Consider the following 13,447-nt stretch of genomic DNA (forward strand, 5'->3'; position numbering starts at 1 on the left):
GGGGTTTTGTTTTTGCGCTGCGAAAAGCCCGCAGTGATGAGGTCCTTGAGCCCTGCGGGGATCTGGCGGCCGCCATCGCTGGCAAGCCAGCTCCCACAGGGGGCGGGTGGGTGCGGCCGCAAGAACGATACAGGACTTGTGGGAGCGGGCTTGCCCGCGAAGAGGCCGGCAAGGGCGACGCAAGCCTCAAGGGCCTCTTCGTGGGCAAGCCCACTCCCACAGCGCCAGACCGTCTGCAGTATGCAAGGCTCCGGCTCATCGCCGGCAAGCCGGCTCCTACAAGGGACGGGGATGAGGCCATCCCGGCGGTGTCCCGACAAGCCTGCTCCCACAGGAGGTGCTAAAGTCCTGCCTTCGTTTTGAATTCTCCAAGGAAGTCGGCATGCCGGACGCGACATCACTCAACCCTGCCTTCATGGTTGTCCAGAGCAACAGCCCTGAAGAACTACGCAGCCTGGTGATCAACGTGATGCGGCGTTACCCCCTGGCGCCCCTGGAGAATGAGATCGCCCTGGTCCAGAGCAACGGCATTGCCCAGTGGCTGAAGCTGGCCCTGGCCGAAGACGCCGAAGACGATGACTCGGGAGGCTGCGGCATCGCCGCCGCCATCGACGTGCAACTGCCCGGCACCTTCATGTGGCAGCTCTACCGCATGGTCTTGGGCCGTGACCAGATCCCGGCCAAGTCGCTGCTCGACAAGGCCCCGCTGACCTGGCGCCTGATGCGCCTGCTGCCGGAACTGATCGACCAGCCGCACTTCGAGCCCCTGCAGCGCTTCCTCACCCACGACAGCGACCTGCGCAAGCGCTACCAGTTGGCTGAACGCCTGGCCGACCTGTTCGACCAGTACCAGGTCTACCGCGCCGACTGGCTGGAAGACTGGGCCGCCGGTCGTCACCAGTTGCGCAGTGGCCGTGGTGAAGCCAAGCCGCTGAGCCCGGCCAATTGCTGGCAGGCCGAACTCTGGCGTGCCTTGCTGCTGGATGTCGGCACCGAAGGCATGGCCCAGAGCCGCGCGGGCGTGCACCAGCGCTTTATCGAGCGCATCAACAGCCTGACCGCGGCACCAGCGGGCCTGCCTTCACGGGTGATCGTCTTCGGCATTTCCTCATTGCCGGCCCAGGCCCTCGAAGCCCTCGCCGGCCTGGCACGTTTCAGCCAGGTGCTGCTGTGCGTACACAACCCCTGTCGCCACCACTGGACCGATATCGTTGCCGACAAGGACCTGCTGCGTAACGAATACAAGCGCCAGTCGCGCAAAGCCGGCATGCCGCTCGCTCTCGATCCCGAGACCCTGCACCAGCACGCCCACCCACTGCTGGCCGCCTGGGGCAAGCAGGGGCGCGACTACATCAACCTGCTCGACAGCTACGACGACCCCAACAGCTACCGTGCGGCCTTTCGCGACGGTCGGATCGACCTGTTCAGCGAGAGCCTTCCGGCGACCTTGCTCAACCAGTTGCAGGACGACATCCTCGAACTGCGTCCCCTTGGCGAAACCCGCGAACTCTGGCCGGCCGTCGACCTCGATCAGGACCACTCGATCCGTTTCGAGATCGCCCACAGTGCCCAGCGCGAAGTGGAAATCCTCCACGACCAGTTGCTCGCCCGTTTCAGTGCCAATCCCGACCTGCGCCCCCGTGACGTGATTGTCATGGTCCCGGATATCGACAGCTATGCCCCACACATCCGTGCGGTGTTCGGCCAGCTCGAACGCAACGACCCGCGCTTTATCCCGTTCACCCTGGCCGACCAGGGCCAGCGTGGTCGCGACCCCTTGCTGATCGCCGTCGAACACCTGCTGAAACTGCCGGACAGCCGTTTCCCGGTCAGCGAGATTCTCGACCTGCTGGACGTTCCCGCCCTGCGCGCCCGCTTCAATATCGAAGAGCGCGACCTGCCGACCCTGCATCGCTGGATCGAAGGCGCCGGTATTCGCTGGGGACTGAACGCCGAGCAACGTGCTGGCCTCGGCCTGCCCAGCGAACTGGAACAGAACAGCTGGCGTTTCGGCTCGCGGCGCATGCTGCTGGGCTACGCGGTCGGTAGCGGCGACGGTTGCGAAGGCATCGAACCGTACGACGAGATTGGCGGTCTCGATGCTGCCTTGATCGGCCCGTTGATCGCGCTGCTCGATGCCCTGGAAATCGCCCACCAGGAACTCTCCGAACCGGCCCGTCCGCAACAGTGGGGCGAGCGCCTGCAAGCGCTGATCCAGCTGTTCTTCCTGGCCAGTACCGAGCACGACGATTACCTGCTGATCCAGCTCGAACAACTGCGCGCCACCTGGCTGGAAACCTGCGAAGCCGTCGACCTGCAGGAAGAACTGCCGCTGACCGTGGTGCGTGAAGCCTGGCTGGCCGGCCTCGACCAGGGCCGCCTGTCCCAGCGCTTCCTCGCCGGCGCGGTGAACTTCTGCACGCTGATGCCGATGCGCGCGATTCCCTTCAAGCTGGTGTGCCTGCTCGGCATGAACGACGGCGATTACCCGCGGGCCCAGCCACCCCTGGACTTCGACCTGATGGGCAGCGACTACCGCCCCGGCGACCGCTCACGCCGTGAAGACGATCGTTACCTGCTGCTCGAAGCCCTGCTCTCGGCACGGGAACAGCTGTACATCAGTTGGGTCGGCCGCAGCATCCGCGATAACAGCGAGCGCCCGGCCTCGGTACTGATCGGCCAATTGCGCGACCATATCGCCAGCGGCTGGCGACTGCCCGACGCCGACGGCGAACAGCTGTTGCACGCCCTGACCCAGGAACACCCGCTGCAACCGTTCAGTGCCCGCTATTTCCACGAAGGCGACAGCGGCCTGTTCAGCTATGCCCGGGAATGGCAGCAACTGCACGAACTGCAAGGGACGAGCCCGGCCATCGACGAACTGGCCGCCTACCTCCAGGAAGAACCGCTGACCCTGGCGCAACTGCAAGACTTCCTGCGCAACCCGGTCCGGCACTTCTTCAGCCAGCGCCTGAAAGTCTTCTTCGAAGCGGCCGAAGCACCGCTGGCCGACGAAGAACCCTTTGTCCTCGATGCGCTGCAACGCTACAGCCTCAGCGACAGCCTGCTGGGCGCAGCGCTGATGCACGCCGACAATCCCGAGCAAGCGCTGCGCCAGCAGGCCCGGCGCCTGCAAGGCAGCGGCCTGCTGCCGATGGCCGGCTTCGGCGAGTTGCTGCAAGACGAACTGATCGAGCCGCTGCCCGACCTGCTGCAACGCTACCAGCAACTGTTGACGCTGTGGCCGACCCCGGTGACCAGCGCCGTGCCGGTCAGTGTCGATGCCAGCGGCGTGCGCCTCGAAGGCTGGCTTGCCGGCTTGCACCAGCGCAGCGATGGCGGCTACCTCGCCGTCACCACCATTCCCAACAGCATCGGTTCGCTCAAGACCCGCAAATGGCATCGCCTGACCCGGCCCTGGGTCGAGCATCTGGTGGCCTGTGCCTGTGATTTGTCGATGACCACGGCGCTGGTCGCCAGTGACGATACCCTGCTGCTGCCGCCGTTCGAGCAGGAGCGGGCCCGCGCCATTCTCGGCGAGCTGCTGCTGGCCTGGCAGGCCGGCATGCGCCGGCCATTGCCGGTGGCGGTGAAGACCGCCTTCGCCTGGCTGTCTCAGCCCGACCCGCTCAAGGCCGACGCCGCCGCCCGCAAGGCCTACGACGGCGACGGTATCAACAGTGAGGGCGAGCGCCGCGAAAGCGCCGCCCTGGCCCGGCAGTTCGCCGACTACGATGCGCTGATCGCCAGCGAAGAATTCACCGGCTGGTGCGACACCCTCTATCGACCGCTGCTCGAAGCGCCGTGGCGCGCCCTCGCGGCCGAGGAGGCGCGCCCATGACCGCTACCAAGACCCCGTTGGCCCTGGCCTTTCCATTGCGCGGCAGCCAGTTGATCGAAGCGAGTGCCGGTACCGGCAAGACCTTTACCATCTCCGCGCTGTACCTGCGCCTGGTGCTCGGCCACGGCGGCGAAGCGGCCGGTTTCGGGCGCGAACTGCTGCCACCGCAGATCCTCGTGGTGACCTTTACCGATGCCGCCACCAAGGAACTGCGTGACCGGATCCGCACGCGCCTGGCCGAAGCCGCGCGCTTCTTCCGCGACGAGACGGCCGCCCCGGACGACTTGATCGCGCAATTGCGCGCTGAATACAGCATCGAGCAGTGGCCCGCCTGCGCGAACCGCCTGGACATCGCCGCGCAATGGATGGACGAAGCGGCCGTATCGACCATTCACGGCTGGTGCCAGCGCATGCTGCGCGAACATGCCTTCGACAGCGGCAGCCTGTTTACCCAGACCCTGGAAACCGACCACAGCGACCTGCTCGGCGAAGTGCTGCGCGATTACTGGCGGCTCTACTGCTACAAGATGCAGGGCGACGCGTTGAACTGGGTCCGCGCCAACTGGGGCGGTCCGGCGGCTTTGTTGCCAAGGGTCAGGGCCCTGTTCGGCAGCGACAGATCCGCTGGCGAACGACAGGATGATGTCGAGCCCGCCGAGCTGATCGATGCCTGCCTGCGCGAGCGCCGCGCTGCCCTGGTGCAGCTCAAGACCCCCTGGAAACAATGGGCGGCCGAACTGCGGGAGATCTGCCTGCAAGGCGTGGCGAACAAGACGGTCGACGGCCGCAAGATGCAGGCACGTTACTTCGAACCCTGGTTCGACAAGCTCACTGCCTGGGCCGACGACGATACCCAGGAGCAACTGGATATCGGCACCGGCTTCACTCGCCTGACCGCCGATGGCCTGGCCGAGGCCTGGAAGGGCGACGCCCCGCGGCATCCCGGTCTCGACGCCATGCCCGGGCTCAAGGCCAGCCTCGATGCCCTGCCGACGCCCGACGCCGCGGTGCTGGAACATGCCGCCCGTTGGGTTGGTGCACGCTTCGAAGACGAGAAGCGCCGCCGCGCCGAAATGGGCTTCGACGATATGCTGCTGCGCCTCGACGCGGCATTGCAGGCCGACGGCGGCGAGCGTCTGGCGAGCCTGATCCGCGAACAGTTCCCGGTGGCCCTGATCGACGAATTCCAGGACACCGACCCGGTGCAGTACCGGATCTTCGAAAGCATCTACCGCATCGAAGACAACAACCCCGACGGCGGCCTGTTCCTGATCGGCGACCCCAAGCAGGCGATCTACGCCTTCCGTGGCGCCGATATCTACACCTACCTGCGTGCCCGCCAGGCCACCAGCGGGCGCCTGCACACCCTGGGCACCAACTTCCGTTCCAGCCATGCCATGGTCGACTCGGTCAACCACGTCTTCGCGCGCGCCGAGCAGCGTGAACAGGGGCGCGGCGCGTTCCTGTTCCGCGATGGCGCGCAGAACCCGGTGCCGTTCCTGCCGGTGGCCTCCCAGGGCCGCAAGGAAGTGTTCGAGATCGACGGACAGCCGCCGGCGGCGCTGAATCTCTGGCAGTTGTCCTCCGGGCAGCCGTTGTCCGGCGCAGTCTATCGCCAGCAACTGGCAGCGACCTGCGCCAGCGAAATCGTCGCCCTGCTCAATGGCGGGCAACAGGGCCGCATCGGTTTCAGCCGCGATGGCCAACTCAAGGGCGTCCTGCCTTCCGATATCGCCATCTTGGTCCGGGACGGCAAGGAGGCCCAGGCGGTGCGTGGCGAACTGGCCGCTCGTGGTGTGCGCAGTGTCTACCTGTCGGACAAGGATTCGGTCTTCGCCGCCCAGGAGGCCCACGACCTGCTGGCCTGGCTCAAGGCCTGCGCCGAGCCGGATGTCGAACGTCCGCTGCGGGCGGCCCTGGCCTGTATCACCTTGAACCTGCCGCTGGCCGAACTGGAGCGCTTGAACCAGGACGAACTGGCCTGGGAAGCGCGGGTCATGCAGTTCCGCGGCTATCGCACGCTGTGGCGCACCCAGGGTGTGCTGCCGATGCTGCGGCGCCTGCTCCACGACTTCCAGTTGCCCCAGGCCCTCATCGCCCGCAGCGACGGCGAACGGGTGCTGACCAACCTCTTGCACCTGTCCGAGCTGTTGCAACAGGCGGCCGGCGAGCTGGATGGCGAACAGGCGCTGATCCGCCATCTGAGCGAACACCTGGCGCTGTCCGGCCAGGCTGGCGAAGAACAGATCCTGCGCCTGGAAAGCGACGAGCAACTGGTCAAGGTGGTGACCATCCACAAATCCAAGGGCCTGGAATATCCGCTGGTGTTCCTGCCCTTTATCTGTTCGGTCAAGCCGGTGGATGGCAGTCGCCTGCCGCTGCATTACCACGACAGCGAAGGCCGCGCCCAGGTCAGCCTCAAGCCCACCGCCGAACTGATCGCCCAGGCCGACGACGAGCGCCTGGCCGAAGACCTGCGCCTGCTCTATGTGGCGCTGACCCGCGCGCAGCATGCCTGCTGGCTGGGTGTCGCCGACTTGAAGCGCGGCAATAACAACAGCTCGGTGCTGCACCTGTCGGCCCTCGGTTACCTGCTGGGTGGTGGTGCCGTGCTGGGCGAGTCCACCGCCCTGGCGGGCTGGCTGGCGCAACTGCAACAGGACTGCCCGACCCTGGCCTGGGGAGAGCTGCCAGAGCCCACCGATGCCTCGTTCCAGCCGCCACGCAACCAGGCAACCCTGCTCGAACCGTTGCTGCCCAAGCGCCGTGCCGCCGAGCACTGGTGGATCGCCTCCTACAGTGCCCTGCGCATCGGCGATCAGCTCAGCAGCGACAGTGACGAAGCGCCGGAAAGCCCCCAGGCGCAGAAACTCTTCGACGATGAACGCCTGGACCCGGACGCGCCCCGCGAAGTCGCCGCCAGTGGTGGCGATATCCATCGCTTCCCGCGAGGGCCGAACCCCGGCACCTTTCTCCATGGTCTGCTGGAATGGGCCGGTGAGGAGCGCTTCACCGCCGATCGCACGCTGATCGAAAAGGCTGTCGCGCCGCGCTGCAACCTGCGGGGCTGGAAGGGCTGGATCGAGACCCTCAGCGACTGGCTCGCCCACCTGCTGCAAGTACCGTTGCGCCTCGGCAACGACCAGCCACCGGTGATCCTCGCGGGCCTGGACAGCTATCAGGTCGAGATGGAGTTCTGGTTCGCCAGCCACAAGGTCGACGTGCACCAGGTCGACGAACTGGTGCGTCGCCATACCCATGGCGGCGTGGCGCGGGCGGCGGCCGAGCCGGTGTTGCTCAACGGCATGTTCAAGGGCTTTATCGACCTGACCTTCGAACACCAGGGCCGCTATTACGTGGCCGACTACAAGTCCAACTGGCTGGGCGCCGACGATACCGCCTACACCGAGCAGGCCATGGCCGCGTCGATCCTGGAAAACCGCTACGACCTGCAATACGTGCTGTACCTGCTGGCCCTGCATCGCCAGCTCAAGGCCCGTCTGGTCGACTATGACTACGACCGGCACATGGGCGGCGCGCTGTACCTGTTCCTGCGCGGCACCCGTTCGCCCAGCCAGGGCGCGTATTTCGCCCGGCCGCCGCGGGAGCTGATCGAACACCTGGACCTGCTGTTCCAGGGCAAGCCCGTGCCGAAATCCGCGCCCGCCTGGGAACAGGGGAGTCTGCTATGAAACGTTCCTTCGCCGAATTGCTGCCCACCGCGTTGAGCGACGACAGCCTGGCCGAACTGGCGCCGCTGAGTCGCGCCGAAGACCTGCTGCTGTTGCTCGAACGCTGGCTCGAACGCGGCTGGGTGCGGGCGCTGGACAAGGCCTTCGTGGCCTTTCTCCATGAGCTCGACCCGAGCGGCGATCCGCTGGTGCTGCTGGCGGCGGCCCTGACCAGTCACCAACTGGGTCACGGGCATGTCTGCCTCGACCTGTTCGAAACCCTCAAGGAGCCGGACTTCGCCCTGTCGCTGCCACCGGAAGGCGATGTGCAGAGCGGCGCGATGCTGCTGCCCTCGCAACTGCTGGTGGCCCTGGACGGTGACGCCTGGTGCCGGGCCCTGCAGGCCAGTTCGCTGGTGGCGCTGGCCGACGATCATGACGCCGGGGCTGGACAGCGGCCGCTGGTCCTGAGTGGTCGGCGCCTGTACCTGCGACGTTATTGGGGCTACGAGCGACGTATCGACAACGCCTTGCGCCAGCGCCTCGCCGAACACGAAGCCAGCCCCGACGATCTGCCGCGGCGCCTGAGCGAACTGTTCGGCGTGGCGGCTGCCGGCGAGCGCATCGACTGGCAGAAGCTGGCCTGCGCCCTGGCGACCCGTGGTGCCTTCAGCATCGTCACCGGCGGTCCCGGTACCGGCAAGACCACCACCGTGGTGCGCCTGCTGGCCTTGCTCCAGGCCCCGGCGGTGGAAGCCGGGAAACCGCTGCGCATTCGCCTTGCGGCGCCGACCGGCAAGGCCGCCGCGCGCCTGACCGAATCCATCAGTGCCCAGGTGCGCTCATTGCTCATCGATGAAGCGGTGCGCGCGCGGATCCCCAGCGAAGTGACCACGGTGCACCGCCTGCTGGGCAGTCGTCCCGGCACCCGGCACTTCCGCCATCACGCCGGCAACCGCCTGCCGCTGGACGTGCTGGTGGTGGACGAAGCCTCGATGATCGACCTGGAAATGATGGCCAACCTGCTGGACGCCTTGCCGGTGCATGCACGGCTGGTGCTGCTGGGGGACAAGGACCAGCTCGCCTCGGTGGAAGCCGGCGCGGTGCTCGGCGACCTGTGTCGCGATGCCGAGGAGGGCTGGTACAGCGCGCAGACCCGCGATTGGCTGCAAGCGGTCAGCGGCGAGGACCTGAGCGCCAGCGGCTTGCGCGAAGACCTCGATCACAGCCATCCGCTGGCCCAGCAAGTGGTGATGTTGCGTCACTCACGACGTTTTGGCGAAGGCAGCGGCATCGGCCGGTTGTCGCGGCTGGTCAACCAGCAGGCGGCGGACGAGGCGCGTGCCCTGCTGGCGGCGGGCAGTCATGCCGATCTGTTCGCGCTGGCCCTCAAGGGCGAGCAGGACCGCGCGTTCGAGAAGCTGGTGCTCGACGGCCAGGGCAGCGAGCGCAAGGGTTATCGGCACTACCTCGGGGTGATGCGCGGCCAGCGCCCGGCGGCGGGCGTCGACCTTGATGATCCGCGCTGGTCGGACTGGGCCCGGGCCGTGTTGCAGTCCTTCGACGAATTCCAGTTGCTCTGTGCCGTGCGCAAGGGCCCCTGGGGCGTCGAAGGCCTGAACCAGCGCATCACCGCGGCGCTGTTCGCCCATCGCCTGATCGACAGCGACCAGCACTGGTACGAAGGGCGCCCGGTGCTGATGACCCGCAACGACTACGGCCTGGGGTTGATGAACGGCGATATCGGCATCGCCTTGCGCCTGCCGGAGCGCGACGGACCGCAAGCCGGCCAGCAGGTGCTGCGCGTGGCGTTCCCGCGCAACGACGGCCAGGGCGGCGTGCGATTTGTCCTGCCGAGCCGGCTGAACGACGTGGAAACCGTCTACGCCATGACCGTGCACAAATCCCAGGGCTCGGAGTTCGCCCATACCGCGCTGATCCTGCCGGAGGCGCTGAACCCGGTGCTGACCAAGGAACTGATCTACACCGGGATCACCCGGGCCAAGGACTGGTTCAGCCTGATCGAGCCCCGCGGCGGCGTGTTCGAAGAGGCCGTGCGGCGCAAGGTCAAGCGGCTGAGCGGGTTGATGCTGGAGCTGGGAGAGTAGCTGCCTGTACCGGCCTCCTCGCTGGCAAACTGCACCGAGAACCTTGTGGGAGCGGGCTTGCCCGCGAAGGGGCCCGCGAGATCGCTGAAGACTTCCAGGCAATCCCGATTCCCACAGGCACCGCGTTCGCTTCAGTTGAGCTGTGCCACCGCCACCTTCGCGGCCGCCTCGATCCCCATGAAGCGCCGCACCCGTTCACCCCGCGGCTCTTCACGAATCGCCCCGGGGCTGGCATCCAGTTGCACCACGCCGTTCTCCATGAAAATCACCCGGTCGGAAATCGACATCGCAAAATCCATCTCATGGGTGACGATCAGCATGGTCATGCCTTCATCGGCCAGGTCGCGAATCACCTTCAGGACATCGCCCACCAACTCCGGGTCCAGTGCCGAGGTCGGCTCGTCGAACAGCATCACTTCCGGCTCCATCGCCAGCGCGCGGGCGATCGCCACCCGCTGCTGCTGACCACCGGACAACTGATGCGGGTACTTGTGGGCATGGGCCAGCAGGCCGACCTTGTCCAGCAGCGCCAGGGCCCGCTGCTCGCCCGGTACGCGCGCCGCGCCGTGGTAACGCGGGGCCAGGGTGACGTTGTCGAGAATGCTGCGGTGCGGGAACAGATTGAAGTTCTGGAACACCATGCCGATGCGCCGTACACCGCGGCGTACCTGCGCACTGTTGGGATGGTCGGCGGCACTGATGAAGCTTTCGCCGAACAGCACGATCTCGCCCTGATCGATGCTTTCCAGGCCGTTGATGGTGCGGATCAGCGACGTCTTGCCCGAGCCGGACGGGCCGATGATCGACAGCACCTGGCCGCTGCCGACGTTCAGGTCGATGCCCTTGAGCACCTCATGGTCGCCATAGCGCTTGTGGATATTCTGCAATTGCAGGGCCGGCGCGGCCCCGGCGACGGCCTTCGTACGGGCTGCCGCGGCCAGTTGTGGCAAGCTCGCCCGCAGGCTGGCGGCGGCGCTGTCGACGAGGGTCCGAGGCTTGCGCTGGCTGAGGTCCAGATACTGTTCCAGGCGCTGCAACAGCCAGCCGAACAGACTGACGATCAGCACGTAGTACACCGCCACCGCGCCGAGGGTTTCCATCACCAGGAAGTTCTGCGCGTAGAGGCGCTGGCCCACCGTGAGGATCTCGGTCAGGGAAATCACCGAGATCAGCGACGTCAGCTTCACCACCGTGATGTATTCGTTGATCAGCGTCGGCAGCGAGATGCGGAAGGCCTGGGGAATCACGATCAGGCGTTGCAGCCCGAGCAGGCCGACACCCAGGGCCCGGCCGGCCTCCTTCTGGCCCTTGGCGACCGAGATCAACCCGCCGCGATGAATCTCGGCCATGTAGGCCGCTTCCGTGACCACCAGGGCGAACAAGCCCGAATAGAACGGGTTCGACAGTACACGGCCGGTAACCGGAAACAGCTGAGGCAAGTTGTAGACGAACACCACCAGCACCAGCAGCGGGATACTGCGGAAGAACCAGATGTACACCACTGCCGGCAGACGGAACCAGGCCGCGCTCGACAGCTTGGCCGAGGCCAGGACAAAGCCCAGCAGCATGCCGATAAACCAGGCCAGGGCGCTGAGCTCGACCACCGTGACACAGGCCTGCCAGAAGGCCGGCATCGAGAACAGCGAAAAGAAATAGGGCCAATCGAATTGCATGGGAACCTCGGTGTGGCTGTATCGCAGGTTGCGGGGGATCCTTTGCATCCACTATCCCTGTAGGAGCCGGCTTGCCGGCGATGAGGCCCTCGAGCCTTGCATCGCCTGACCGGTCGCTATCGCCGGCAAGCCGGCTCCCACAGTCGATCGTTCCCACGCTCCGCGTGGGCATGCAGCCCGTGACGCTCCGCGTCACAAGCGCCGACGCGAGCGCCCGGCGAGGCATTCCCTTGCCGCGCGCGGGAACGATCAGGGCGGTTGTTACTCCGCCGCCTCCAGACTGTACTTGCTCAGGATCGCCGCATACTCGCCGCTCTTCTTCGTTTCCTCGAAGGCCTTGAGCAAGGCCTGGTACACCGCGTCATTGCCCTTCTTCACGAAGATCCCGAGGGTCTGCTGGTAGATCGGATGCTCGGTGGTCACTACCACCCGGCCCTTGGTCCGTTCGGCGATCATCTTCGCCGCGCCGGCAATCTCCACCTGCGCCTGGATATTGCTCGACAACAGCGCCTGGGTGACTTCCGGCGCCGACGGATATTCACTGACCGTGATCGCGCCCTTGCCCTTGGGCACGCAGTAATCGGTGGACAGCTTCTGGAACTGCGCGACCCAGGTCGTGCCCTGCTCCAGCCCGACCTTCAGCCCGCAGAGGTCTTCCGGGGTGGTCGGTTTCAGCGCGCTGTCCTTGGGCACCATGATTGCCGCGCCGGTCTTGGCGTAGGCAATCGTCATGGCCTGGGTCTGGCGCTCGGGAGTGATGTACATGCCGGAAATGATCGCGTCGAACTTGCCGGCATTGAGGCCCATGATCAGGCTCGGGAACTTGGTGTCGATAAATTCCGCCTTGCTGTCCATGTGCCTGGCCAGCGCCTGGGACAGCTCCGGATCGGAGCCGACCACGTTCTTCTCGGCGTCATAGGACTCGAACGGCGGGTAGGTGATTTCCATGCCGACTTTCAGTTGGCCGGGGGTGGCGGTCGCGGCGGCGAAAACGCTGCCGGCGCAGAGCAGGCCGGTGGCGACCAGGGTCAGGCGGGGGAGGTGCTTGAGCATGTGCGATAACTCCAGGATGAGAAGGTAAGCGGCAGGTTCAGGAAGGCTGCGCCTGGTTTTTCAGATGACCGAAGCTCGATGGCTTTCGGGCTTTTTCCGGCAGGGCGATCTCGCCGTTTTCCACGCGCTTGCGCAGGTACTGGTAGGTCTGCAGGGCCTGGCCATACATGTGTTCGCCGATGGCGATCTGTTCGTATTCCTGGCCGGCCCGGGCAAAGCTGGGCAGCGGCTGGATCAGGGTGTGGAAGTCGCAGGCATAGAACAGCGGGAAGGAGTAGCGCTCCTCGCTCACGGTGCGCACGCGGTGGGCGGTGGCGACAAAGGTGCCGGCGGTCATCACTTCGAGCATGTCGCCGATGTTCACCACGAACGCGCCGGGAATCGGCGGCGCGTCGATCCACTGGCCCAGGTCGTTCATCACCTCCAGGCCGGGCTTGTCGGCCAGCAGGATGGTGAAACACTCGTAGTCGGTGTGGGCACCGATACCGGGGGCGTCCTGGGCGGCATCGTCGAACGGGTAGTGGATCAGTCGCAGCTTCGATGGCGGCCGGCTGACCAGGCTGTCGAAAGTGTTTTCCTCCAGCCCCAGGGCCAGGGCGAAACCGCCGAACAGCTTGCGCCCGAGGGCGAACACGGCGGCGTAGTAGGCCTGCACGGCTTCCTTGAAACCGGGCAATGACGGCCACTCGTTCGGCCCCAGCAGAGGCGTGCCGGCGAGCACCAGCGGATCGTCCGCCGGCACTTCGAAACCGATGTCGAAGGCTTCCTTGTGGTCCGGCTTGCCCTTGGCGTACACCTCTTCGCCCTCGGGCACGAAACCCTTGTGGCTCTTCGACGTGCCGATGTAGTGCTGCATCTTGGCTTCGAGCGGCTGGGCGAAGTAGTCCTTCGCCGCCTGGCGCAGGTTGGCGATCAGTTGCGGATCGATGCCGTGCTCGGTGATGTAGAGGAAACCGACCTCGCTGGCGGCGGCCCCCAGTTGCTCGGCGACCGCCAGGCGATGCTCCAGCTCGACGCTGAACAGCCCGGCGATATTCACCACCGGAATGCTCTTGAAGTTGGCTTGGGCCGGACTGTTATGGCTGTTCTCAGGCATGACGC

At 66.0% G+C, this 13,447-nt stretch carries 6 protein-coding genes; 3 read left to right on the forward strand and 3 right to left on the reverse strand.

Annotation, left to right across the window (positions count from 1 at the left end; translation table 11 throughout):
• Positions 1-382 precede the first annotated feature (382 nt).
• From recC to recD, 3 genes are read left to right on the forward strand one after another with little or no spacing between them, the layout of a single operon-like run.
• Positions 383-3,841, forward strand: coding sequence for an exodeoxyribonuclease V subunit gamma (gene recC / locus HX881_RS23535; RefSeq protein ID WP_177086909.1), 3,459 nt, complete (start codon positions 383-385; stop codon positions 3,839-3,841).
• Positions 3,838-7,533 (forward strand): exodeoxyribonuclease V subunit beta, encoded by a 3,696-nt coding sequence (gene recB, locus HX881_RS23540; RefSeq protein WP_177086911.1) that lies wholly within the window; start codon positions 3,838-3,840, stop codon positions 7,531-7,533. Before recC ends, recB begins: the two co-directional genes overlap by 4 nt.
• The gene (recD, locus tag HX881_RS23545) at positions 7,530-9,620 is read left to right on the forward strand and encodes an exodeoxyribonuclease V subunit alpha (RefSeq protein WP_177086913.1); all 2,091 of its coding nucleotides are present in this window, start codon (positions 7,530-7,532) and stop codon (positions 9,618-9,620) included. The genes recB and recD overlap by 4 nt, the downstream gene beginning before the upstream one ends.
• A 131-nt stretch (positions 9,621-9,751) precedes the next feature.
• Here the strand turns inward: recD and HX881_RS23550 are convergent, their stop codons facing one another.
• The 3 genes from HX881_RS23550 to HX881_RS23560 form a co-directional block, all read right to left on the reverse strand.
• The gene (locus HX881_RS23550) at positions 9,752-11,293 is read right to left on the reverse strand and encodes an amino acid ABC transporter permease/ATP-binding protein (protein WP_177086915.1); all 1,542 of its coding nucleotides are present in this window, start codon (positions 11,291-11,293) and stop codon (positions 9,752-9,754) included.
• Positions 11,294-11,554: 261 nt separating this feature from the next.
• Positions 11,555-12,346 (reverse strand): ABC transporter substrate-binding protein, encoded by a 792-nt coding sequence (locus tag HX881_RS23555; RefSeq protein ID WP_017126677.1) that lies wholly within the window; start codon positions 12,344-12,346, stop codon positions 11,555-11,557.
• 37 nt (positions 12,347-12,383) lie between these two features.
• Entirely contained in the window at positions 12,384-13,442 is a 1,059-nt protein-coding gene (locus tag HX881_RS23560; protein WP_017126678.1) for an isopenicillin N synthase family dioxygenase, read from the reverse strand.
• Positions 13,443-13,447: the final 5 nt, after the last annotated feature.

Source organism: Pseudomonas gingeri, assembly GCF_013386115.1.
GTDB classification, from domain to species: Bacteria; Pseudomonadota; Gammaproteobacteria; order Pseudomonadales; family Pseudomonadaceae; genus Aquipseudomonas; species Aquipseudomonas gingeri.

Bases quoted from the DNA above. Each gene is read 5' to 3' on its own strand.
- recC (WP_177086909.1), top strand. From the start codon at position 383: ATGCCGGACGCGACATCACTCAACCCTGCCTTCATGGTTGTCCAGAGC.
- recB (WP_177086911.1), top strand. From the start codon at position 3,838: ATGACCGCTACCAAGACCCCGTTGGCCCTGGCCTTTCCATTGCGCGGC.
- recD (WP_177086913.1), top strand. From the start codon at position 7,530: ATGAAACGTTCCTTCGCCGAATTGCTGCCCACCGCGTTGAGCGACGAC.
- HX881_RS23550 (WP_177086915.1), bottom strand. From the start codon at position 11,293: ATGCAATTCGATTGGCCCTATTTCTTTTCGCTGTTCTCGATGCCGGCC.
- HX881_RS23555 (WP_017126677.1), bottom strand. From the start codon at position 12,346: ATGCTCAAGCACCTCCCCCGCCTGACCCTGGTCGCCACCGGCCTGCTC.
- HX881_RS23560 (WP_017126678.1), bottom strand. From the start codon at position 13,442: ATGCCTGAGAACAGCCATAACAGTCCGGCCCAAGCCAACTTCAAGAGC.